The sequence below is a fragment of the Pectobacterium versatile genome (assembly GCF_020166435.1).
In the GTDB taxonomy this organism is placed as follows: Bacteria; Pseudomonadota; Gammaproteobacteria; order Enterobacterales; family Enterobacteriaceae; genus Pectobacterium; species Pectobacterium versatile.
The window spans coordinates 223,885-247,785 of sequence record NZ_JAINZP010000002.1; the positions used below are offsets into that span (position 1 = coordinate 223,885).

Consider the following 23,901-nt stretch of genomic DNA (forward strand, 5'->3'; position numbering starts at 1 on the left):
TTTGGAGAAAACCTCGCAATGTCACTTATCGGTCGCATCCACTCCTTTGAATCCTGTGGCACCGTCGATGGCCCAGGCATCCGTTTCATCATCTTCTTTCAAGGCTGCCTAATGCGCTGCCTGTATTGCCATAACCGTGATACCTGGGATACGCACGGCGGTAAGGAAGTGACGGTTGAAGAACTCATGAAAGAAGTCGTGACCTATCGCCACTTTATGAATGCATCCGGCGGCGGCGTAACGGCATCCGGCGGCGAGGCTATTCTCCAGGCCGAATTTGTGCGCGACTGGTTCCGTGCCTGTAAGGCAGAAGGTATCAACACCTGTCTGGACACCAATGGTTTTGTGCGTCGCTACGACCCCGTCATTGACGAGCTATTGGACGCTAGCGATTTAGTGATGCTCGACCTGAAGCAAATGAATGACGACGTGCACCAGAATTTAGTGGGTGTATCCAATCACCGGACTCTGGATTTCGCTCGTTATCTGGCAAAGCGCAACCAGCGTACCTGGATACGTTATGTGGTCGTTCCCGGCTGGTCTGACGATGATGCGTCCGCACACAAGCTGGGCGAATTCACCAAAGATATGACGAACATCGAGAAAATTGAGCTTCTCCCCTACCATGAGCTTGGCAAACACAAGTGGATCGCGATGGGTGAAGAGTACAAATTAGACGGTGTTAAACCGCCGAAGGCAGATACGATGGATCGCGTTAAATCGATTCTTGAAAGCTACGGTCACAAGGTCATGTACTAACCTCTGACGCTTTCTGGAAAAATAGCGCGCTCAAAGCGCGCTATTTTCATTTTTGGCGGGTAGATATCACTACAGTGTTAATGCGCTGTGCTAAGCCAAGTTCCCTGCCGCCTTGATTTTCACCTGTACCGCATTCCCCGGCAGATAAGCCAACGGAATTTCCTGATAGTCGATGATTTCAACACTGCCCGGCCTAGCTCCCATCTCTTCTGCAAGACAAATGGTGTGCTGCTGCAATTCGTTTTTTATCTTTTCACGATCGTTATCTGGCATTTTAACCACACGTTCGATCTGTGCGCCCACCGCCCCTAACGCCACACCAACCGCATTGGCCGCATCAAAGTTCTGCGGACGCATGACCTGACTGACACCAGATAAAACGTCAGGCAGTAAAATGCTGCCACCGCCCACAAGCACAGCAGGGATTGCTGCGCTTGACGATTTAATCCGATCGATAGCGCTTTCCACTTTCTCAATCATCTGACGATAAGCTTGCTGGCAAAATGCATTATCCAGCTTGGGTAGCGGACGAGGAAGATCCGCAATCCACCGTTCACGATGTAGTTGTAGCATGATATCGCTGAGCGTTAACGTCTCCCCGCCAAAGCTGACGCCCTGTTCAAGCAGGCGATAGCCGACACTGTCAGGCCCAAGGGTAAGCTTTCCATCCTGAGACTGTCGAACGCAGGTTCCACCGCCAATGCCGATAGAAATAATGTCCGGCATTCTGAAATTCGTCCGTACGTCGCCGACTTCAACGGCGATTGCCGATTCACGCGGGAAGCCATTCACCAACACGCCAATATCCGTTGTCGTGCCGCCAACATCAATAATCAACGCATTATCCAGCCCGGAAAGGTGGCACGCTCCGCGAATCGAGTTCGTTGGTCCACAGGCCATCGTCAGAATAGGGTATTGCTTCACCATATTCTCGGACATCAATGTGCCATCGTTTTGCCCGAAGAATGGCGTAGCCTCGATACCGTGCCGAACTAGCGCTTGCGTAAAGCCGTTAACAAAACGGTTCGCGGTGCTTTGCAACGATGCATTCAGTATGGTCGCGTTTTCCCTTTCCAATAATCCCGTGCTGCCTATCCGGTGGGATAACGACACGGAAACCGCTGGCAATGCCGCATTCACCCACTGCGCAACCTGCAGTTCCTGCTCATTATTTACGGGAGAAAATACGCCACAGATAGCCACGCTATCGACATGCCCGCGCATCTTGTCACAAACCGCGAGCACTTCATCCCGCAGCACAGAGTGAATCTCTCGGCCATCGAATTCATAGCCGCCATGAATCTGGTAGAAATGCTCGCCTAATGTCCTTTGCCACTCGTCATCCCAGCCAAACAGCGGCGGGACGCTATCGCTACTTGGCAAGCTCAGGCGCAATAATCCGACGCGATCCAATCCTTTCCGCTCAACAATGGCATTGGTACATTGGGTTGTACCCAACATCGCATAGCGAATATGCTGCGATGCGATACCAGACTGCGCCAATACTTCCGCAATCACCCGTTCGATGCCGCTGTAGATATCCAGACTGGTAGGAAATTTGGCCGTCGCGATGCAGCGTAGGTCAGCATCTAAAATTGCCGCATCCGTGTTGGTGCCGCCGACATCAATCCCGAGTCGGTAATCATTTTTATGTAACATCGGGAAAGCCTCAGCGATTTGCAAGCAGTTCTATCGGCACATACTGCACCGGATAACCGAAATACTCCGGCCCCGCAACGTCAATCCCTTTTGGCGTTCGCCACTTGTCATTGCACGGATAGGCAATCACATCGACTCGCTGCCCATAACGTAAATGTTCCGTGATGATCGGACGTCCGGTTTCACTATCTAATATGGAGATTAAATCAGGCACAACGGCCAGCAGATTATCCTGCGTAGGATCTTTCACCTGTGATGAGCGATAAGCGAGCAATAACTCATTCTGAAAAAGCACAGTAAACGACTCGCCTTTGTCGTTTCCCATACCATCCAACACCACTTTGCCCCGAGCAAAACCGCCAGCTGTGCGCCGGGCTACATCAACAATCTTTCCTGATGCAACGACATGGCCATTCAACACTGTGAGTAGAGACTGTACTGGATGACTGCCTGACCGATGAGATTCTCGCAGCGTTTTTCCGATATCCTGCGCCAGCGTCAGCGTTCCTTTAATGGCGCTACGCTTAAGTTGACTACCGAGTAAGGGGTAATCACACATCGCGCAGGCAGCCCCCATTTGTTCCGAAATCATCCTGGCTAAACGTTCAGACCACATACCGTCAATAGGATTTAAGGTAACGGTATTTCCCTTTTCATCGGCTAACGTATTTGGTGCAGAGGATAAACCATCGAGAAAAAAGGTCACCATCTGGGCTTCGGGAAAGGCTCTCCCCATCGCATCACAATCGATAACAGGTAGCCCTTTTGCAGCCGCAACGACAAACGGCATTAGCGAATTGATACCACCGACCTCTATGGGAAAGGTCGCCGTAATAGGTCGCTCAAGCGCCTTTTCCATCGCGTCAAATGCTCGAACGAATTGACTCGCTGACATGATCTTTTCTACAACAACCGTCGTTGCACCGATCATGCTACAAGGAACAAATATATCGTCGTCTTTAATTTCATCTAAATCGAATATAGGTACCTCGGCCACATTTTTTAATGCGTGTTTTGCCATTAAAGAACCTACATACGGATCACCGCCGCCCCCTGTACCGAGAACAGCGGCCCCTAATGCTATATCATCAATTGTTTGTGCATTAATATAACGAGACATACCCTACCCAAGACCTCATGTTATCTGCATAACACGTTCAATCTGCCAATTGAGGAAAAATTTTATGTATGCTGATATACATCGCCATACTGACAATTACGCCATCCAGGGCAGAAATCGAGCTTATCGTAAATAAATCGAAAAGATCTGGGGAGGTCAACAGGCTTACAATACTACCGAATGTCCAAGATATAGCCGCCGCCACATTCAAGAATGATGCCTCTGATACATTTTTCTGCAAACGTGAGGACTTAATAAAATAATACTCGACGAGATAAACACCTGCGATAGGAGAAATCAGTACACCGAGCAGTGACAGGAATTGAGTAAAATTATTAATCATACCGTTGTAGGCTAACAGCAAACCGGCAATAGCCATTAGCACAACCAATACTGGCCGAGATAGCGTTCGAATAACAACAGATAGTCCGAGAGATGCAGAAACAAGGTTGGTACTATTTGTTGTCCATTGGGCAAAAATAAGCACCACAATAGCTGACATGCCCAAACCAATACTGAAGAACACTTCAACTAGATCCTCTGTACCAACCAAATGAGTCAGAATGAGTGCAACTAATATCGTTGAACTATTGCCTAAAAAGAATCCTAAGCCAGCACCGAGAAGCGCATCTTTGCGTGTTTTGGCATAGCGGGCAATATCAGGTGACATCACTGCAGATACTATCCAGATAGAAACTACGTAAGAGATAGCGCTCCCCATGCTAATTGGCGCTTTAATTATCGGAGTCGGTATTTCGGGATGATTACTTGCGGCTAAAACCAAACCTGTAATGATCAATATCAGCATTAATGGCACGCTGAATATACTCAGTTTGCCCAATGCCCTGACTCCCCAAATAGCGGTAGAGATCATCAGCACCATACCGAAAACCAAAATAAGGAAATGTCCAGGTTCTAATTGATAATGTAGCAATGCTTTTTGCAGCATTACGCCAAAAAAATCGAGTTGAAAAGCAAACCAGCCAATCAATGATACAGCAGAGAAAATACCGATGATCTTTCCACCAAGACGTCCAAAAACGGAGATACTCAGTAGCGTTGTTGATAATCCGCATCCATAACCGACGTTAGCACATAATGCTGCCAACACACCTAAAAAGGCGGAACCGATAAGCGTGGCACTAACGGCCTGAGAAAAAGGTAACCCACCGCTTAAGAAAGCGCCAAGAAATAGACCTGAAATGTCAATTCCCATTGCCAGCCATATTAAAGCGATAACATACCAGCTTTTTCTGGCTTCAGCAGGAACAGGTTCGTATTCGTAATCATAGATTTGCCGTCCCTGTTGTTCTTTTTCAGGCACAGCATTCCCTTGAGACATAATTCCTCCATTAAATAATTATTGTATCGTTGTGATATTTTATAGAGGTTGTCTGGTGACGTATAGAACAATGGTGTCGTCAGCAAGCTAACAACACCATTATGCTTTATGAAAGACCCTGATGTGACGCATAAAACCACGTTTTTTGTGGCAACCACATCAGCGATGTGGCGTGGCAACAAGATAAATGGGTTTCATATCGATTAATACAGATATATTTTGATGTTAACATTCAGAGATGTAATGTATGCGAAGGAAATGCTATGCGCTTAGATAAACTGGAGATCCGTTGGTTAAAACTTTTCTGTAAAATTGTTGAGAAACAAGGGATTACCAACGCACAAGCTGCAACAGGCTTAAGTCAACCTGTCCTAAGTCACTACCTGTCTCGACTTGAAGATACGCTTGGGCTGGTTTTGTGTGAACGAGGACGTGGAGGGTTTGCTCTCACAACGGAAGGCGAAGTGGTCTATCAGGAAGCCAAATCGGTTATCGCCACGCTGGACGACTTTGCAAATCGATTAGCAAGGATCAAGCATCAGCTCATTGGTGAAGCCCGTATTGGCTGTTTGGATAACACTGTCACCCACCCTGCCAAAGTTATCTCCAAGGCAATTGGAAAATTGTACGGCCAGAGCCCTGACGTTGCGGTTGAACTAGAGATCGGTGATTACACACCGCTGATGGAACGCCTAAAGAATGGTCATATCGACATTATCCTGAGCGTCTTACCGGATGATGTTCCAACCGACATCTATTTCCAGCCCGTTTTCGTTGAAAAAAGTTATTTTTATTCCGCTTCAGAAAATGCAGCGAGGATAGAAAAAGAGTGGCGCGATGGAACACTTAACCCGAACAGGTTACTCATTGGTGGCCACGCACTGCACGAAATTAGTAAGCAACTAGGCCCAGTAGCAAAGAAAGGTTTACAAAATACAGCCTGGAATCTAGAAAGTAGCTTGCTGCTCTTATTAGCTGGCACACATATTGGCTTTCTTCCCGATCACTATGCAGCGAAATGGGTTGAAACTGGGCAACTTACAGCTATTTCACCGGAAAAACTCGGACTCACCAGCATATTTTATCTGGTGCGAAACGCAAAACAGCGTCTTAGCCCAGTAGCCGAAGCGCTGTGGAATAACATGGTAGAAGCTGGACAAAGTTCGTTGGCCAGCCTTGATGCCGCGAGCTCAAGCAGCAGCTAATGGCGTTGGATGATGATCGGCTTTTCTGAGCAGCAGCATCAGGTAGATCATAGCAACAACGGCGATCAATACAAACAGCAGTCGATCGGAGTAGCTCTGCATCAATACCGCAGCGACGCTTGGTCCGCAAAGACTGCCAAGCGTATAGCTGAGGAGCAGCGCCTGATTCATCGCCACGAGCTCATCAGGGCGCACTTTTTCACATGCCCACGACATAGCAACAGGGTACAGCGTAAACCCTGCGCATCCCAGCAGGAACAGCGACGGTGCCATGGCATAGTGGCTAATACTTAACATTGCAATACAGCCAATAATCACCACAAAGACTAATACCCGCAGAACCAGCAACCGACCATAACGATCGGCCATGCGTCCAACAGGCCATTGACCGATGATACCGGAGCTGATCAGCAGCGCCATCCAGTATCCAACCTGCGCATCATTCATTCCCTGATGAGAGAGATACAGCGGCATCAAGCCATACAGCGATCCTAAAATGACACCGGAAATGATACAGCCGTGTACGCCTAAGCGGGCACTGCGATACGTCAGCATTTTCCACATATTGACATGCTTTTCGTGTTGTTCTGGCGGAGCAGGAAGACGAGTGAACAACAGTGGTAATACCGCTAAAATAACCAATGCGACTATCCACGGCAACACGCTCAACAATGACGTAGGTAACACACCAAGCAGAAGCTGTCCAATCACACTGCCGAGGTAATAAGCGATCATATAAGCAGCCAGCAGTTGCCCTCTCTGCGTCGGCGTTCCGCTACATAACAAAGCACTTTCGACCACGACCCAGATTAATGCACAGCCAATTCCGGCAAGGAAACGCCATAACAGCCAACTGCTGATATCCGGAGAAATACCGAGGCCAACGATCGCGATACCAAATAATAAAGCCGCGAAATAATAGCTACGGTTAAACCCATAAAGTTTGATTAATTTACCAGCTAGTAGCGTTCCAACCAGATTGCCGCCGAAGTAGGATGAACCAACAAGGCCAACCTGCCAGACAGGAAGAGATTGATAACTCAGCCAAAGTGGTACCAGGGTATTTAATACCGCAATACAAACCGTCAGCAGCAAGAGTCCGCAGAGCAATAACAGCACTGGGCGGGAATAAGCAGACATAGCGAAGTGGATAACCAAACAACCGGAGAAGAGTGAGCGCATCATGCCACTGCGTATATAAAAGTCAATCCGGGCAAAAAGTGCTAAAAGTCCTTTCTCAAATTATGGATTGAAAGAATTAATCAACACGAATAGGAAACCCGCTATGCTTAAAAACAGAAAGCCGCTACACCGCTGATTTTACATCAGTTTTAACTTAAAATTTAACTAATGCAGGTTGTTTAAAGGGGAGTAATTATTTTTACGATGAAAAAATATTACCGAAGCTACGGCATAAAAAAAGCGCCCTTAGGCGCTTGATTCAAATAACTGCGATTAGCCAATAAATTCCAGACCGCCCATATACGGACGCAGCACTTCAGGAACTTCAATACGGCCATCAGCCTGCTGATAGTTTTCCAGAACAGCCACCAGTGTACGACCAACTGCCAGACCAGAACCGTTCAGCGTGTGAACCAGTCGAGTCTTCTTATCGGACTTACTGCGGCAGCGAGCCTGCATACGGCGCGCCTGGAAATCCCACATGTTTGAGCAGGAAGAGATCTCACGGTACGTATCCTGTGCCGGCAGCCAGACTTCCAGATCGTAAGTCTTGGTGGAGCCAAAGCCCATATCACCCGTACACAGCAAGACCTTACGATAAGGTAAATTCAGCAGTTGCAGCACGGTTTCAGCGTGGGTCGTCAATTCTTCCAGCGCCTGCATGGAATCTTCAGGACGGACGATTTGTACCAGTTCAACTTTGTCAAACTGGTGCATACGAATCAACCCACGCGTATCACGACCATACGAGCCAGCTTCTGAACGGAAGCACGGCGTGTGTGCAGTCATTTTCAACGGTAAGGATTCTTCATCAAGAATCTCGTCACGCACCAGGTTGGTCAACGGCACTTCAGCCGTCGGAATCAGCGCATAGCTGCTGCTTTCTGCTTCTTCGCTCAGCGGAGTGGTATGGAACAGGTCTTCACCAAACTTAGGCAGTTGGCCTGTACCGTATAACGTGGCGTGGTTTACCAGATAAGGGACATACGCTTCCTGATAACCATGCTGTTGTGTATGCAAATCCAGCATGAACTGGGCAAGAGCACGATGCAGACGGGCAATCTGTCCTTTCATCACGACAAAACGCGCACCGGTTAATTTCACCGCAGCGGCAAAATCCAGCCCGGCAGCCATCTCACCGAGTTCAACATGATCGCGTACTGGGAAATCGTACTTACGTGGCTCACCCCAGCGAGTCACTTCCTGGTTCTGCGAATCGTCCTTTCCAAGCGGCACGGAGTCGTCCGGCAGGTTCGGGATCGTTAACGCCAAGTCGCGAATTTCATTCTGCAACTGATCCAGCTCGGCTTTCGCGGCATCCAGTTTTTCGCCTAACGTGTTAACTTCACGACGCAAAGGCTCGATATCTTCACCGCGTGCTTTCGCTGCACCAATCTCTTTCGATCGGGAGTTACGCTCTGCCTGCAGGTTTTCGGTTTCTACCTGCAATACTTTACGACGTTCTTCCTGCTTACGCAGGGTCTCAACATCCAGCTTAAAGCCTCTGCGAGCCAGTAACTTTTCGGCGACTGCGTCTAGCTCATTACGCAGTAAATTGGGATCGAGCATGCTAATCCTGTGCTTATGATTATCAAATGAAATGGTGGCGGACACGGCGCGCTACGCGGCCGGTTTCAGAAAATACCGTAATAACCTTACCGCAACGCTTAGTTCAACGGTAGCGTTTTGTCGGGCTATTTTGATCCTGAGTGGCAAGCCAGGCGAGCTTTTCACCAATTTTGCCCTCAAGGCCGCGTGAGGTCGGTGCGTAATAGTGCGTATCGGCCATTTCCGGCGGAAAATAGCTCTCTCCAGCGGCATAGGCATTGGGTTCATTGTGCGCGTAGCGATACTCTGCGCCGAGCCCCATTTCTTTCATCAACCGGGTAGGCGCATTACGCAGATGTTCGGGAACATCATAGTCTGGTTTCTCGCGCGCATCCTGCATCGCGGCTTTAAAGGCGCTATAGACGGCGTTACTTTTAGGGGCACAGGCCAGATAAACAATCGCCTGAGCAATAGCGCGCTCCCCTTCTGCCGGGCCGACGCGAGTGAAGCAATCCCAGGCGGAAATAGCGACCTGCATCGCACGCGGATCCGCATTGCCGACATCTTCCGACGCAATCGCCAACAATCGTCGGGCAACATACAGCGGATCGCCACCGGCGGTGATGATTCTGGCGTACCAATAAAGCGCCGCATCCGGCGAAGAACCTCTTACCGATTTATGCAACGCCGAAATCAGGTCGTAATAGCGGTCACCTTTGTTATCAAAGCGGGCACTACGCTCGCCAGCGATTTCGTTGAGGAGTACCGACGTCAGAACACTCATGCCCTGCGCGTCGATTTCCGCCATATCCGCCATCATTTCCAGGCTATTCAGCGCACGTCTGGCGTCGCCATTGACCAATTCGGCCAGCATTCGCGCGGTTTCGGCAGGCAAGACAATGTTCTGTCCGCCGTATCCTCGCTCGCTGTCGCTCATTGCCTGCTGCAAGACCTGCTCGATATCTTCCGCCGTCAGCGCTTTTAGCAAATAGACGCGGGCGCGAGATAACAAGGCGGAATTGAGTTCGAAAGAGGGGTTTTCCGTTGTCGCACCAATAAAGGTGATCGTTCCATCTTCAATATGTGGCAGAAACGCATCCTGCTGACTTTTGTTGAAACGATGGACTTCATCGACAAACAAAATAGTGCGGCGCCCTGCATTGCGATTTTGCCGGGCACGCTCAATCGCTTCACGAATTTCCTTGATACCGGACGTCACGGCAGAAATACGTTCAACATCCGCCTGCCCGTAATGCCCAATCAGTTCTGCCAGCGTAGTTTTTCCCGTTCCTGGCGGCCCCCAGAGAATCATTGAGTGCAACTGCCCTGCCTCAATGGCCCGTGGTAGAGGCTTACCGGCACCTAACAGGTGCTGTTGACCGATATACTGTGCCAACGTCGCAGGCCGCATACGCGCGGCCAGCGGTTGGAATTCATTATGGGAAAAATCAAGGGACAGATTGCTCACTCTGGCCTCACTGACGCTGGTCATCCAGCGTGACGCCTTTCGGCGGTGTGAACGTGAATTGCGCGGCATCAACAGCACCGTTTTGCTGGTTCTTCAGCACATAAGTGCTTCGCTGCCCATCTTGTTCCGTCGCGGTAAACTGTTTGATTGTGCCGTTTGTCGTCACATTAATCGCGAACTGCTTCAGGTTGCCGCTCGCTGATTTCGGCGTAAGCTCAAAGTCATCACCTTTCTGGCGCACATCGTATTTATTCCAGTCGCTGGTGTCGTTACGCGTGATCAGAATAAACGGCGTATTGCCTGTCGCATCTTTCAGCCACGTTGCCGTGACTTGTTCAACAAACGGATTGTAGAACCAAAGCGTTTTGCCATCAGAAATCAACGCACTTTCGTCGGGTGATGTGGTTTTCCAGTTAAATAGATTAGGACGTTTCAACCACAGTTCGCCTTCCCCCTCCTGCACCGCTGCGCCGTCAGCGCTGGTGACTTTCTGGCTGAAATTGGCGTGGAAACTGTTTACTTTATTGAGGCGACCCTGCAAATCTTTTGCCGCGTCCGCATAGACAGCGGTTGAGGTAACACCTGCAATCAGGCAACTGATTGCTAACCACTTTTTCATACGTATAATCCTTTGAATTTCTTAATATAACGAACCTTCATCTATCAAGGCCAGACGCTTTGCACAGCGCCTGTGTTCTTTACAGATCGGTGTTATTCGTCGAGCTACATTATCTATAGATCTATGTTATCTGAACCCACTCGGACGGTGATAGGTGAATTATCTGCTTATTGCCGCTTTTACGCTTCTTTGCATAAGGGCTGCTTACGCAGCCCTTAGTAGAATGACGTCAATCAGTACGGTATTCTCATTCCATCGATGGCGGTGCCAATACCTCGCGGTTACCGTTGTGTCCTGGAGAGCTGACAATACCCTGCGCCTCCATTTGCTCAACGATTCGCGCAGCGCGGTTATAGCCGATTCGGAACTGACGCTGCACGCCAGAGATGGATGCACGACGCTTATCGACGACAAACTCTACCGCCTGATCGAACAGCGGATCGAGTTCTTCATCGCCATCAAGACCGAGGCTTCCGCCTTCGGCATCGTCGCCACCACTGACAATATTATCGACATATTGAGGGCGGCCACGTGCTTTCCAGTCCTGAACGACGGCGTGAACTTCCTCATCACGCACAAAAGCGCCATGAACACGGACAGGTATCGAAGAGTTAGGCGCCATATACAGCATATCCCCCATCCCCAATAGCGATTCCGCGCCACCTTGATCGAGGATAGTCCGTGAGTCGATTTTGCTGGAAACGGTGAACGCGATACGCGTCGGAATGTTCGCCTTGATCAATCCGGTGATGACATCAACCGAAGGACGCTGCGTCGCCAGCACCAAGTGGATCCCCGCAGCACGCGCTTTTTGCGCCAGTCGGGCAATCAACTCTTCAACTTTCTTACCCACTGCCATCATCAAGTCAGCAAATTCATCGACCATCACGACAATATACGGCAGTTTTTCCAGCACTGGCGGCGTCATATCCATACTGTCAACTGGCTTCCAGAACGGATCGGGAATCGGGCGGCCCATTGCATTTGCCGTCATCACCCGTTCGTTGTATCCCGCCAGATTACGTACGCCAAGCGCCGACATCAGCTTATAGCGACGCTCCATTTCACCGACACACCAGCGCAGCGCATTGGCCGCATCCTTCATGTCGGTCACGACTTCCGTCAACAAATGCGGAATACCTTCGTATACCGAGAGTTCCAGCATTTTCGGGTCAATCATGATGAAGCGTACGTCTTCTGGCGTGGCTTTATACAACATACTGATGATCATGGCGTTAACGCCGACCGATTTACCCGACCCTGTCGTACCCGCAACCAGCAGGTGTGGCATTTTCGCTAAATCGGCAACGACAGGTTCACCCGCAATATCTTTACCCAACACAATCGACAGCGGCGATGGATTATCCCGGAACTGATCGCAGTCCAACACTTCTCGCAGATAAACCGTCTGGCGATGCGCATTCGGCAACTCCAGCCCGACGTACGGTCGGCCGGGGATAACCTCAACAATACGCACCGCGACAACCGACAGTGAACGTGCCAAATCGCGCGACAAATTCGAGATACGAGCCGCTTTAACGCCCGGAGCCAGATCCAATTCAAACCGTGTGATCACTGGCCCGGGAGAGTGATCGACCACATCGGCTTTTACTCGGAAATCAGCCAGACGCGCTTCAATCAGTCGCGCCGTCTGTTCCAGTGCAAAATTATCAACAGGCGCTTCGCTAGCCGGCGGTGGAGTCAACAAATCCAACGTTGGCAGCGGCGTAGTCGGTTTCTGCAACGGCTGTTCGTTACGCATCAGGAACGGGTGAATCAAACCATCCATTGCCGGATGATGCGTTGGTGTTGCCACTGTTTCCTGTTTCACGGCCTCAACAGGCGCTGACACTGGTTGTGATGGCTGACTAAACGTCAACGGGTTGTGCTCATCCTCGTCGTCCTCATCTTCACCAGCATGCATCGGCGGAAGCTCTGGCTCGGTGTTATAGGAAGGCTGTGAATAGGTCGATTCACTGAACGTACGCGGTTCAGGCTCGCGTTCATTCTCCGCACTAAACGGCGAGAATGAAAAAGCGTTGTGTGATGTAACAGGGTTTGGCTGAACGGGATCACTGATCGCAGGCGGTGCTATCGGAGCAGGGATTTCCTCATCGCGCTGCAACGCACTGTCGTCATAACGTGACTGCTGCTGTGCTGCGAAATCTCTGGCTAGCTGCGCTTGCAGAAGCGCGTCTTCATCATCTTCCTGTAACGGGTATTCATCACCATAACGCTGACGTTGCTGATCCAGATACGCTTGCTGCAATGCCGCTTCCTGCTGGGCGATGTCATCTGGTGTCTCTTCCTGATACACACCATTCGCCAATTCCGTTTCTACGCTACCGTTCTGCGCCTGCAACCTTGCTTGCTCTTCAGCCAGCCGCTGCGACGGCAGTTTGATTCCGTATGACGCCAGCTCGCGGCGGGTAGGAATACGTACCGGATTAGGACGCGGCAGCTCGGGCCCTACGCCGCGTTTAATCTGCGGATTATCATCGCCATCGGCACTGAACGCAGGCATAAAGGTGTTATTCGCATTGGAATCCGTATCACGCGCAAACTGTGGTGGCTCAGCAAACGGTTGAACCACTGGTGCCGTGACAATCGGCGGTACGGCACTCTCTCCGTAACTATTTCCGTAAGGTGCATACACACTGCTATGGAGTTCAGGCGAGGTTGCAATCTCTGGCATTGTCGCTGGCGTTTCAGGGACTTCAAACGAATACAGCGGCGGATTTAGCGACGGCGTCGAATCAATCGCGGATGGGGTAACAGGTGGCACAATGTCAGACGATGAACCAGAGAATACTGATTCTGGTAATGCTGAATCAGACACTGCCACACCAGACAATATTGACCCTGCCACTGGCGTTTCTGCGGAAAGGATCGGTTGTGTCGCTGTCGGTGCGTTCTCCGCTAACGGCGATGACACTTCTATCTGATTGTCTGCCGCCGTGTCGTTTACCGCATCAGCAACAGAAGGCGCAGAAAACAGAACATCATCGTCATCACGCTGTTGTGTTACTACCTCACCTGAGGCCTCATCGTGGCGCAGGTTAAGCACATCACGTTCATCCTCTTCACTATCGTTTTCTTCACGATAGTCCTCGTCGCGGCGCGAACGGTTTGACATAAACGTCAGACAGCCCAACACCCCCGCGCCAATTTTTTCAGCGATCGTTAACCATGACCAGCCGGTAAACAGCGTTAACCCTGCCCCCCACACGCACAGCAGAATCAGCGTTGCACCCATGCTGTTGAAACGCGGGATCATTGAGCTGCTCAACAGGCTTCCCAAAACACCACCGGAAGCAAAATAGTAGAGATCGTCAATATTCAACGCAGCCAGACCGCAAGAGGTCAGAATCAGCGCCAACGTCCCAATCAGGCGAAGTGAAAAGGTAAAATATTCAATAGATTGTTGGTTATCACGCTGACGGAAAGCCGCCCAGCACAGGGATAACATAATCGGTGGAATGGCATAGGCCAGTACGCCAAAAATAAAGAACAGCGTATCCGCCAACCAAGCACCCGCCACACCACCAAAGTTGTGGATAGGTTCATGCCACGCAGTTTGTGACCAACTAGGATCGGAAGGGCTGAAACTGAGTAGTGCGACACCGAGATAAACCGCAAAAAGTGCCACAACGATTAAAATCGCTTCAAGCAAGCGACGCGTTCCGCTGAGTTTTTTCAGGGTAACGTCTTTATCTTCTGTATATTCCTGGCTCAAGAGTCTCTCCAGGGGCCTGTAAGGTTTATGACAAAGCGCCGAGAAAACCCGGCGCTGGGACTGTATAAATTCACAGGAGTGTAGCTGAATTTATCGGGTTTTGCACCCACACGTTTACCGGGTCTTAATGACCAGACGGTTGCTTTGTTTCACTTCTTCCATCACCACATAAGTACGGGTGTCGTTTACGCCTGGCAAACGCAGCAGCGTTTCGCCCAGGAGTTTACGATAAGCAGACATGTCCGGCACACGTGTTTTCAACAGGTAGTCAAAATCACCGGAAACCAGATGACATTCCTGAATTTCTTCCAGCTTCTGCACCGCAGAGTTAAACTGTTCAAACACATCAGGCGCACCGCGGTTTAGCGTTATTTCAACAAAAACCAGCAGTGACGCATCCAGATAATGCGGGTTTAGCAGCGCTGTGTAGCCATTAATAAAACCCTGTCTTTCCAGACGACGCACACGTTCCAGACAAGGCGTTGGCGACAGCCCAACACGTTTGGAAAGCTCGACATTGGAAATACGCCCATCTTTTTGCAATTCGTTCAGGATGTTACGATCAATACGATCGAGATCTTTTCCTGGCCGTTTTTTAGTGTCTACCATTATTATTGTCTCTCTTCACTTTTCCCTGCCCCGCTTTACCCCGATAGACCTCATGTATCAGAGCTACCCTTAAAGAAGACACGCTGCCTATTTTGTATATCAACAGTCATTAACTTCTCGTTCTCGCCCCACGTATTGCTTACCCGCGAAGAAGACCATCACGTCATATCCGTGGCCCAAAGGCCTACCTGCGCAAAAACGAATAAAAAGCCGAGCTTTTAACTGTTCACATACAAAAAATTTCCTCTTACCCAGATGTTTTCGCAAATGCACAGCCGATTGTCAAAGCAAAACAACGAAAATCAGAAGAAACTGCCAGATTGGATAAGCCAGAGCCCTTCGCCAAGGTGACTTCAATCATTTTACTTATGAATGTGGCTGATTTTTCAGCGATTTGTCGTCACCATCGTCATTAACGATTAAACAAATAGCCAGCAACTTTTCTGCATACTTTTTTTACTCTTGTAATTTCCTTACAATCATTCGCATTGTCCGTGGTAGAGACTGTTCGTAGTAAAGAAACGTGTTTGTCGTAGGGACCGTTCATATGAACCTTATCCGCCGTCATGAAATGAGGAAAGCATGGGTACTGTTAAACATCACAAGTTATTGATTCTGGGTTCAGGCCCGGCTGGCTACACTGCTGCTGTTTATGCTGCACGGGCGAATTTACAGCCAGTATTAATCACCGGTATGGAAAAAGGCGGTCAGTTGACGACCACGACCGAAGTAGAAAATTGGCCGGGTGATGCCGATGATTTAACTGGCCCGCTGTTAATGGAGCGTATGCACGCACACGCGACTAAATTCAATACCGAAGTGATCTTCGATCATATTGAACGTGTTGATTTGCAGAACCGCCCCTTCCGTTTATTCGGTGATAGCGCCGAATACACCTGTGACGCACTGATCATCGCCACCGGGGCATCAGCACGTTATCTCGGCCTGCCGTCAGAAGAGGCCTTTAAAGGCAAAGGGGTTTCTGCCTGTGCAACCTGTGACGGTTTCTTCTACCGTAACCAGAAAGTCGCCGTGGTTGGCGGCGGGAATACCGCGGTTGAAGAAGCGCTGTATTTGTCTAACATCGCTGCGGAAGTGCATTTAATTCACCGTCGCGAGACATTCCGTTCAGAGAAGATTCTGATTGATCGCCTGATGGACAAAGTTAAAAACGGCAACATCATCCTGCATACCAATCGTACGCTGGACGACGTACTGGGCGATGACATGGGTGTAACCGGCGTTCGTATCCGCGATACGCAGAGCGACGCCGCAGAAGAGCTGGAGTTGGCTGGCGTGTTTATCGCTATCGGCCACAGCCCGAACACGGCCGTATTTGGCGGTCAGTTGGAACTGGAAAACGGTTATATCAAAGTGCAGTCCGGGATTCATGGCAACGCGACACAGACCAGCATTCCTGGCGTCTTTGCCGCAGGCGACGTCATGGATCACATCTACCGTCAGGCCATTACCTCCGCAGGTACCGGTTGTATGGCAGCACTGGATGCTGAACGCTATCTGGATGGGCTGACCGTCAACAAGTAAGAGCATACTCATAACGGAGCGGCAATAGCCGTTCCGTTTCCTTCCTTCTGGTTTGCCTTTCGCAACACAAAAATTGATCGCCTCACCCATTTCCCCTCTCCTTTTCGTTTGCAGCGCGTCCTTGTCGCGGTAACATGGCCTCATTCTGCGTGATAGAAGATGATTTTGTTAACTAACAGTTACATGAGAGTTATTTTCTGTTAAGCCCGTTTCTGCAATATAACGAACTGGTGCCTGATGAAAAAAACCCGACAGCAAGAACTGACCGCCTGGCTGAAACAGCAGAGTAAGCTGGCGCAACGTTGGCTACGGATTTCACTACTGCTTGGATTCCTGAGCGGGGCGTTAATCGTGGCACAAGCCTGGCTGTTAGCGACGCTGCTTCATGCCTTGATCATCGAGCACGCCTCTCGTGAATCCTTGATCTCCCCTTTCCTTCTGCTGATTGCCACATTTATTCTGCGCGCACTCAACAGTGTGCTACGCGAGCGTGTTGGTTTTCTTTGCGGACAAGCCGTTCGACAACAAATTCGTAAGCTGGTACTGGATCGATTGCAGCAGCTTGGCCCTGCCTGGGTACAGGGCAAACCCGCCGGCAGTTGGGCAACGATGATTCTTGAGCAGGTTGATGATATGCAGGATTATTACGCCCGCTATCTGCCACAAATGTATCTTGCCGCGCTGATTCCGCTGCTTATCTTAATCACGATTTTCCCGCTCAATTGGGCTGCTGGCCTGATTCTGTTTCTAACCGCCCCGCTTATCCCGCTTTTTATGGCGCTGGTTGGCATGGGCGCGGCGGATGCTAACCGACGTAACTTTCTGGCGCTGGCACGCCTGAGCGGACACTTCCTCGATCGCCTGCGCGGGATGGAGACTCTGCGTCTGTTCCATCGTGGCAAGGCTGAAATTGAACAAATCCGTCATGCTTCCGAAGATTTCCGTAGTCGCACAATGGAAGTGCTGCGTATGGCGTTTCTCTCCTCGGGTGTGCTGGAATTTTTCGCCTCCATTTCAATCGCCGTGGTCGCCGTCTATTTCGGATTCTCTTATCTCGGGGAACTGGATTTTGGTCATTACGGCATGGGTGTGACGCTCTTCGCTGGCTTTCTCGTATTGATTCTGGCTCCAGAATTCTTTCAGCCTTTACGAGATTTGGGCACCTTCTATCATGCCAAGGCTCAGGCTATCGGCGCAGCAGAATCGCTGGTGACTTTTTTGTCAGAGGAAGGCGAAACGGTCGGCTTTGGCACACAAGAATTCAGCAGCGATAGCGCCATTGCTATCCGAGCGGAAAATCTGGTTGTCCTCGCGCCAAATGGCACACCGCTGACCCAACCGCTGACGTTCGATATTCGCGCAGGTGAACGTATCGCACTGGTCGGCCTCAGCGGAGCAGGAAAAAGCTCACTGCTGAATGTCCTGTTGGGATTCCTACCCTATCGTGGTTCACTCACCGTCAACGGTCAGGCGCTGAACACGCTGACGCCTGAATCATGGCGTCAGCAGTTGAGCTGGGTCGGGCAAAACCCTCATTTACCGGAACAGACGCTCCGCAGCAATATTCTGCTGGGTAACCCGCAGGCCAGTATTGTGGAATTGCAGCAGGCGATTGAGCGTGCGCATGTACAGGAATTTTTACCGCAGCTCCCGCAAGGTCTGGAAACGACGATCGGTGACGGTGCGGCACGCCTTTCCGTCGGACAGGCACAGCGCGTCGCCGTTGCCCGTGCGCTTATTCATCCTTGTAACTTACTGCTGTTGGATGAGCCGTCAGCCAGTCTGGATGCCCATAGCGAAGATCTCGTCATGACGGCGTTGAATGGCGCAGCACGTTCGCAGACCACGCTGCTGGTCACGCATCAGCTCACCGAGATCGCCGAGTATGACGCGATCTGGGTCATGGACGGCGGTCAGTTAGTTCAACAGGGTGATTATCAAACACTCCGAGCCGAAGCGGGCCCCTTCGCGACGTTGCTGGCACAACGACAGGAGGCGCTGTAATGGCTCAGATGAAAACGATGCAGGTATTAAAACCGTTTCTGGCACTTTATCGTCAGCACTTCTGGTATTTGAGTCTGGGCGTGGTATTGGCTATTGCTACGTTGCTGGCCAGTATTGGTCTACTCGCCCTATCCGGCTGGTTTCTGGCGGGTGCCGCACTGGCGGGGATCGTCGGGCTGCTCACCTTTAACTATATGCTGCCCGCCGCTGGCGTGCGCGGTGCGGCTATCGCACGTACGGCCGGGCGCTACGGGGAAAGAGTCGTCAGCCACGATGCCACCTTCCGCGTTCTGCTGCGCTTACGTGTTTTCACTTTTTCTCGCATTCTTCCGCTCTCTCCGGGTGGACTGGCACAATTTCGTCAGGCTGAGCTGCTAAATCGGCTGGTGGCGGACGTCGATACGCTCGACCACCTCTATCTTCGCGTGATTTCCCCCATCGTCAGCGCATTCGCCGTCATTCTTATCGTCTGTTACGGCCTGAGCTTCATTGATGCCTCACTGGCTCTGACGCTGGGTGCCATTATGCTAGTACTGCTACTGTGCCTGCCGATTATCTTTTATCGGGCAGGAAACGGCATCGGGCAGGATTTGACCGCGCTGCGTGCACAATACCGCCTTCAGCTCACGACCTGGCTACAAGGTCAGGCGGAACTCACCGTCTTCGGCGCACTCGGTCGCGTCCGTCAGCAGTTGGCTCTGGTGGAAATCAACTGGCTGCGTCGCCAGCGTCAGCAGGCCAACCTTACCGGCCTGTCTCAGGCGGTGATGATTTTATGCAGCGGACTGACCGTTACTTTGATTCTGTGGCTGGCAGCCGATGGCGTTGGCGGTAATCCGCAGCCCGGTGCGTTGATTGCGCTGTTTGTGTTCGCCTCGCTTGCCGCCTTCGAAGCGCTGGCCCCCGTCACGGTGGCCTTCCAGCATATGGGACAAGTGATTGCCTCCGCGGCTCGGGTCGATCAAATCATTCGCCAGCCCGTTGATGTCACGTTCCCAGAGCATGGGCCAGAAACCTCGCGTGAGGCGTTGCTAGACATCTCACATGTCGGTTTCACGTATCCCGGTCAACCCCAGCCCGTGCTACAGAATATTACCCTTTCCATTCAACCGGGCGAGCATCTGGCGCTGCTGGGGCGTACCGGATGCGGGAAATCGACGCTATTACAATTGCTGACTCGGGCATGGAATTGTGAATACGGGGACATTACGCTGAATGGTCATCCCCTTGCCGAGTGGCGAGAAGAAGATCTCCGCGCCATGATGAGCGTGGTGCCACAACGCGTGCATATTTTCAGCGCCACGCTGCGTGATAACCTACTGCTAGCAGCACCGACCGCACGAGATGAAAAACTGGCCGAGGTATTACAGCAGGTTGGGTTAGAAAAACTGCTGGAAAACGAGGGGCTAAATGCCTGGCTGGGAGAAGGCGGTCGACAACTGTCCGGTGGCGAACAGCGCCGTATCGCGTTGGCACGTGCCTTATTGCACGACGCGCCGCTCGTTCTATTGGATGAACCCACTGAAGGGTTGGATGCAGAAACCGAAAAGCGTATTCTGCAACTGCTCCGCCAGCACTGTGCCGATAAGACGCTGATCGTCATCACTCATCGGCTATACGGCTTAGAGTCGATGGATCGCATCTGTATTTTAGACGATGGCAAAGTGATCGAACAGGGCAGCCATCAGGCTTTAATGGCACAGCAAGGCCGTTATTGGCAATTCCGCCAACATGTTTAAGGCAATTTCAGTGAAACACAACGTTTGAAAAATATGCGCTTATACCAGCTATCGTCTCAATCGCTTCAGTTTCCTGATCCGAATCATGCGCTGGATGACCCCAACGGCCTGCTGGCCGTTGGCGGCGATCTCTCCGTTGCCAGGCTGAAAGCGGCTTACCGACAGGGCATTTTCCCTTGGTACTCCCCCGGTGAACCTATCTTATGGTGGTCTCCGAATCCGCGTGCGGTTCTCTTTCCCGGTGAATTCCATCTCAGCCGCAGCATGAAAAAATTCCTAAAACGTCATACTTTTCATGCCACGCTCAATCAGGCATTTGATGATGTCATCCACGCCTGTGCGCATGAACACCATGATGGCACCTGGATTACGCCAGACATAATTTCAGCTTATCGCCAGCTTCATCAGGTTGGGAAAGCACATTCCGTCGAAGTGTGGCACAATGGCGCACTGGTTGGTGGGTTATATGGTATTGAACAAGGGCGATTATTTTGCGGTGAATCAATGTTCAGCCGCATGGATAACGCCTCAAAATATGCACTGCTGGCGTTCCAGCAGCATTTTATTCGCCACGGCGGTCATTTGATTGATTGCCAGGTGTTAAATTCCCATACGGCGTCACTGGGCGTGAGTGAAATTCCCCGCGAACGCTTTCTGCAACTGCTTTTCCAGTGGCAGGATATTGCCGTCGATGACGGCTGTTGGCTACCACAACAGCTCGCCGAACCGACAAGGTGATAGAGGAAATCGTGTAAATAACGCCCCAAACGTGAACGCTTCTTTACATAATGTCGGTTTTTCGGCATTATCTTGCGGTTAAAAAATAAAGGTAGTTAGACCTAGAGGATTCGATGGCCAAAGAAGACAATATTGAAATGCAAGGCACCGTGCTTGATACGCTGCCCAACACCATGTTCCGCGTTGAATTGGAAAACGGGCACGTGGTTACCGCTCATATCTCCGGTAAAATGCGTAAAAACTATATCCGCATCCTGACGGGTGACAAAGTCACTGTAGAGTTAACCCCGTACGACCTGAGTAAAGGCCGCATTGTCTTCCGCAGCCGTTAACCGGTTCGCTCATCGCTATTATTAGCGATATATGAGGATGTGACTCCCTCCCCAGCCCTTCCCTTCATGGCAAGGGCTTTTGTTTTTGGGGCAACCGTTTTAAGGTCAACAGCCTGCTTGTCATGGATTCCGCCTATGAAGCCTGACTCTCCCCTATTTTTCCCCCTTTCCTTTCAGGAAGGTACGCCGCTTTACCGACAGCTTTACGAGCGGGTGCGTCGAGCCATCAGCGTAGGCCTATTGTCTCCAGGTGACCGTCTACCTTCCGCACGTATGCTTGCGAAAGAGCTCGGCGTCGCACGCGGAACAATAGAACAGGCCTACTCGTTGCTGATTGCCGAAGGTTATCTTCAAGCACGCGGGCAAGCAGGAACGCTTGTGAATCCCGATTTATCCTTAGCACCAACGTCCGTTACCGATGCAACTATCCCCCCCTCAGCACCAGACGATGAACAGAACATACTGTGGCGTCCATCGCAACTGTTGCCTTTTCAAATGGGGGTTCCCGCTTTTGATGCCTTTCCGCGCAAACTCTGGGCTCGACTGGGCGCACGCTACCTTCGCAGCATGCAATTACCGGATTGGGATTACCCTGCACCTTATGGCTTGCCAGTGCTAAGAAACGCTATCGCCTCTTATCTGCAAGTGGCTCGTGGCATTGACTGTACCGCAAATCAGGTATTCATCACCTCGGGTTGGCGCGCTAATTTGCAACTCGCAGCACTAGCCTTACTGAAATCCGGGCAGCGCGTCTGGGTTGAAGATCCCGGCTATCCCCCCACTCGCCAGTTGCTATCGCAATCTGGCTTATGTCCGGTTCCGGTAAGCGTCGATCGCGAAGGACTCAACGTGGAGCGCGGCATCACGCTGGCGAATGACGCCAGTATGGCCGTTGTCACTCCCGCACATCAAAGTCCTCTGTCGATGTCGTTATCGCTCCCTCGGCGACAGGCATTATTGCAGTGGACAACCGAGCAGAACGCCTGGGTAGTGGAAGATGATTATGATGGGGAATATCGTTACGTCAGTCACCCGCTCCCAGCGCTCGCCAGCCTGGATCGCAATGGGCGGGTTCTGTATGCGGGCACCTTCAGCAAGGTGTTATTCCCGGGGATTCGGTTGGCTTATTTGGTTGTACCGCAGGCACAGGTTGCCACCTTTGAACACATCAGCCGAATTTTCTTCGCTTCCGCCTCGCCAACGATGACGCAGTCTATCGTTGCCAGCTTCATCTCTGAAGGCCATTTTGCCCGGCACATTCAGCGCACGCGACGCCTTTATGCAGAACGTCGCACCGCCACCATCGCTGCGCTACAAGGTATTTTGAGGAACCGTATACGCATCGATTCGCAGCCCGGCGGAATGCACTTAGTGTTACGCCTACCAGATCGCATTAGCGATCGGCAGCTTGCCGACCGCCTGCTGGCTCAGGGTATTGCCGTTCAACCGCTATCACGCTGGGCAGTCTCAGGGAATGGTGATAACGCGCTACTCGCCAGTTTCACCAACTGCGCCACGATGGTAGAACCGGAACGGCTTGCCACGTTGATCCTTGCCGAGCTTGAACAGCACAGGGGCTAATTAGCTCAGATTGGCTTTTTCCAAGCCATACAGCTTATCTGCAGAGCCGGGAACGACCTGAAACGCGACGCCCAAACGATTCCAGCCATTAATCGCGATAATCATGAAAGATAAATCAGCCAGATCTTCTTCTGACAGCTGTTCACGAACGCGCGTAAATACCTCGTCAGGCACACCGTGCGGCGGAAGATGAGTCAGCACTTCTGTCCACTCCAGCGCAGCACGCTCACGCGGAGAGAAAAGCGGTGATTCACGCCAGACAGCCACATGATGCAGGCGTAGCTCGCGCTCTCCATTAATCTTGGCTTCTTTAACGTGCATATCAACGCAAAATGCACAGCCGTTAAGTTGAGAAGCGCGTAGCGTAACTAGATGGCCTATTTCAGCCAGAAACGGTTTCTTGTGCAGAATATTATTGAACTCCAGATACTTTTTAGCGGCATCGGGAGACTTGCTGTAGTAATCAAGACGTTGGCTCATAGTGAACTCCAAAACGGGATAGGATGAAAGAGAAGAAAAACGGCCACATGCCAGCGACAATGCACAGGGCCGACTACTCGGTAGTCACGATTGTGCAAAATTTTGGCCTATCCGAAAAGATCCAAGAATCGTACTTTTAACTGGGCCATGATGAGAAATAGCGCACCAAAAGCGGTCGGCGCACCAGTAAAAAAGGGATGCCTCAGCATCCCTCTTAGATAACACACGATATTGA

18 protein-coding genes are annotated in these 23,901 nt (G+C 51.0%); 8 read left to right on the forward strand and 10 right to left on the reverse strand.

What is annotated here, in order from left to right:
- Positions 1 to 18: 18 nt before the first annotated feature.
- Positions 19 to 759, forward strand: coding sequence for a pyruvate formate lyase 1-activating protein (gene pflA / locus K7X24_RS03830; protein ID WP_224553080.1), 741 nt, complete (start codon positions 19 to 21; stop codon positions 757 to 759).
- 90 nt (positions 760 to 849) lie between these two features.
- Here pflA and K7X24_RS03835 read toward each other — a convergent pair whose 3' ends face one another.
- The 3 genes from K7X24_RS03835 to K7X24_RS03845 are packed head-to-tail and all read right to left on the reverse strand — an operon-like array spanning position 850 to position 4,880.
- Positions 850 to 2,418, reverse strand: coding sequence for a hydantoinase/oxoprolinase family protein (locus K7X24_RS03835; protein ID WP_224553082.1), 1,569 nt, complete (start codon positions 2,416 to 2,418; stop codon positions 850 to 852).
- A gap of 10 nt (positions 2,419 to 2,428) precedes the next feature.
- Positions 2,429 to 3,538: a DUF917 domain-containing protein gene (locus tag K7X24_RS03840; RefSeq protein WP_224553085.1), complete on the reverse strand. Its 1,110-nt coding sequence runs from the start codon at positions 3,536 to 3,538 to the stop codon at positions 2,429 to 2,431.
- Between the two features lie 37 nt (positions 3,539 to 3,575).
- Positions 3,576 to 4,880, reverse strand: coding sequence for a cytosine permease (locus K7X24_RS03845; RefSeq protein ID WP_224553086.1), 1,305 nt, complete (start codon positions 4,878 to 4,880; stop codon positions 3,576 to 3,578).
- 263 nt (positions 4,881 to 5,143) lie between these two features.
- Between K7X24_RS03845 and K7X24_RS03850 the strand changes: the two genes are divergently transcribed.
- Complete coding sequence (locus tag K7X24_RS03850; protein ID WP_224553088.1) at positions 5,144 to 6,085, forward strand: LysR family transcriptional regulator; 942 nt, start codon at positions 5,144 to 5,146, stop codon at positions 6,083 to 6,085.
- Here K7X24_RS03850 and K7X24_RS03855 read toward each other — a convergent pair.
- From K7X24_RS03855 to lrp, 6 genes are all read right to left on the reverse strand, one after another.
- Positions 6,071 to 7,225: an MFS transporter gene (locus K7X24_RS03855; protein ID WP_224553345.1), complete on the reverse strand. Its 1,155-nt coding sequence runs from the start codon at positions 7,223 to 7,225 to the stop codon at positions 6,071 to 6,073. The genes K7X24_RS03850 and K7X24_RS03855 overlap by 15 nt on opposite strands.
- 315 nt (positions 7,226 to 7,540) lie before the next feature.
- The gene (gene serS, locus K7X24_RS03860) at positions 7,541 to 8,836 is read right to left on the reverse strand and encodes a serine--tRNA ligase (protein WP_224553090.1); all 1,296 of its coding nucleotides are present in this window, start codon (positions 8,834 to 8,836) and stop codon (positions 7,541 to 7,543) included.
- 103 nt (positions 8,837 to 8,939) lie between these two features.
- Entirely contained in the window at positions 8,940 to 10,283 is a 1,344-nt protein-coding gene (locus tag K7X24_RS03865; RefSeq protein WP_224553346.1) for a replication-associated recombination protein A, read from the reverse strand.
- A 7-nt stretch (positions 10,284 to 10,290) separates the two neighbouring features.
- Positions 10,291 to 10,902, reverse strand: coding sequence for an outer membrane lipoprotein chaperone LolA (gene lolA, locus K7X24_RS03870; RefSeq protein WP_039489875.1), 612 nt, complete (start codon positions 10,900 to 10,902; stop codon positions 10,291 to 10,293).
- A 247-nt stretch (positions 10,903 to 11,149) separates the two neighbouring features.
- A complete protein-coding gene (locus K7X24_RS03875) occupies positions 11,150 to 14,638 on the reverse strand; it encodes a DNA translocase FtsK 4TM domain-containing protein (protein ID WP_224553092.1) in 3,489 nt (1,162 codons plus the stop codon).
- Between the two features lie 114 nt (positions 14,639 to 14,752).
- Positions 14,753 to 15,247, reverse strand: coding sequence for a leucine-responsive transcriptional regulator Lrp (gene lrp / locus K7X24_RS03880; protein ID WP_005967536.1), 495 nt, complete (start codon positions 15,245 to 15,247; stop codon positions 14,753 to 14,755).
- A gap of 582 nt (positions 15,248 to 15,829) precedes the next feature.
- On the opposite strand from lrp, the gene trxB reads away from it, so the two are divergent.
- The 6 genes from trxB (at position 15,830) to K7X24_RS03910 (ending at position 23,186) form a co-directional block, all read left to right on the forward strand.
- Positions 15,830 to 16,792 (forward strand): thioredoxin-disulfide reductase, encoded by a 963-nt coding sequence (gene trxB / locus K7X24_RS03885; RefSeq protein WP_039276288.1) that lies wholly within the window; start codon positions 15,830 to 15,832, stop codon positions 16,790 to 16,792.
- A 237-nt stretch (positions 16,793 to 17,029) separates the two neighbouring features.
- Entirely contained in the window at positions 17,030 to 18,796 is a 1,767-nt protein-coding gene (cydD, locus tag K7X24_RS03890; protein WP_224553094.1) for a heme ABC transporter permease/ATP-binding protein CydD, read from the forward strand.
- Positions 18,796 to 20,535 carry a heme ABC transporter ATP-binding protein/permease CydC gene (gene cydC / locus K7X24_RS03895; protein WP_224553096.1) on the forward strand — a complete coding sequence of 580 codons (1,740 nt, stop codon included), beginning with the start codon at positions 18,796 to 18,798 and terminating at the stop codon, positions 20,533 to 20,535. Before cydD ends, cydC begins: the two co-directional genes overlap by 1 nt.
- Before the next feature lie 33 nt (positions 20,536 to 20,568).
- Positions 20,569 to 21,273, forward strand: coding sequence for a leucyl/phenylalanyl-tRNA--protein transferase (aat, locus tag K7X24_RS03900; RefSeq protein WP_224553098.1), 705 nt, complete (start codon positions 20,569 to 20,571; stop codon positions 21,271 to 21,273).
- Between the two features lie 113 nt (positions 21,274 to 21,386).
- Positions 21,387 to 21,605: a translation initiation factor IF-1 gene (gene infA / locus K7X24_RS03905; RefSeq protein ID WP_002211347.1), complete on the forward strand. Its 219-nt coding sequence runs from the start codon at positions 21,387 to 21,389 to the stop codon at positions 21,603 to 21,605.
- A gap of 135 nt (positions 21,606 to 21,740) precedes the next feature.
- Positions 21,741 to 23,186, forward strand: a complete 1,446-nt coding sequence (locus K7X24_RS03910) for a PLP-dependent aminotransferase family protein (protein WP_224553099.1) — start codon at positions 21,741 to 21,743, stop codon at positions 23,184 to 23,186.
- Here K7X24_RS03910 and K7X24_RS03915 read toward each other — a convergent pair whose 3' ends face one another.
- A complete protein-coding gene (locus K7X24_RS03915) occupies positions 23,187 to 23,666 on the reverse strand; it encodes a carboxymuconolactone decarboxylase family protein (protein ID WP_010306367.1) in 480 nt (159 codons plus the stop codon).
- Positions 23,667 to 23,901: the final 235 nt, after the last annotated feature.

Coding starts and splice junctions, on each gene's coding strand:
- K7X24_RS03835 (WP_224553082.1), bottom strand. CDS start 2,418: ATGTTACATAAAAATGATTACCGACTCGGGATTGATGTCGGCGGCACC.
- K7X24_RS03910 (WP_224553099.1), top strand. CDS start 21,741: ATGAAGCCTGACTCTCCCCTATTTTTCCCCCTTTCCTTTCAGGAAGGT.
- serS (WP_224553090.1), bottom strand. CDS start 8,836: ATGCTCGATCCCAATTTACTGCGTAATGAGCTAGACGCAGTCGCCGAA.
- K7X24_RS03840 (WP_224553085.1), bottom strand. CDS start 3,538: ATGTCTCGTTATATTAATGCACAAACAATTGATGATATAGCATTAGGG.
- aat (WP_224553098.1), top strand. CDS start 20,569: ATGCGCTTATACCAGCTATCGTCTCAATCGCTTCAGTTTCCTGATCCG.
- infA (WP_002211347.1), top strand. CDS start 21,387: ATGGCCAAAGAAGACAATATTGAAATGCAAGGCACCGTGCTTGATACG.
- lolA (WP_039489875.1), bottom strand. CDS start 10,902: ATGAAAAAGTGGTTAGCAATCAGTTGCCTGATTGCAGGTGTTACCTCA.
- K7X24_RS03915 (WP_010306367.1), bottom strand. CDS start 23,666: ATGAGCCAACGTCTTGATTACTACAGCAAGTCTCCCGATGCCGCTAAA.
- trxB (WP_039276288.1), top strand. CDS start 15,830: ATGGGTACTGTTAAACATCACAAGTTATTGATTCTGGGTTCAGGCCCG.
- K7X24_RS03845 (WP_224553086.1), bottom strand. CDS start 4,880: ATGTCTCAAGGGAATGCTGTGCCTGAAAAAGAACAACAGGGACGGCAA.
- cydC (WP_224553096.1), top strand. CDS start 18,796: ATGGCTCAGATGAAAACGATGCAGGTATTAAAACCGTTTCTGGCACTT.
- K7X24_RS03855 (WP_224553345.1), bottom strand. CDS start 7,225: ATGTCTGCTTATTCCCGCCCAGTGCTGTTATTGCTCTGCGGACTCTTG.
- cydD (WP_224553094.1), top strand. CDS start 17,030: ATGAAAAAAACCCGACAGCAAGAACTGACCGCCTGGCTGAAACAGCAG.
- K7X24_RS03850 (WP_224553088.1), top strand. CDS start 5,144: ATGCGCTTAGATAAACTGGAGATCCGTTGGTTAAAACTTTTCTGTAAA.
- lrp (WP_005967536.1), bottom strand. CDS start 15,247: ATGGTAGACACTAAAAAACGGCCAGGAAAAGATCTCGATCGTATTGAT.
- pflA (WP_224553080.1), top strand. CDS start 19: ATGTCACTTATCGGTCGCATCCACTCCTTTGAATCCTGTGGCACCGTC.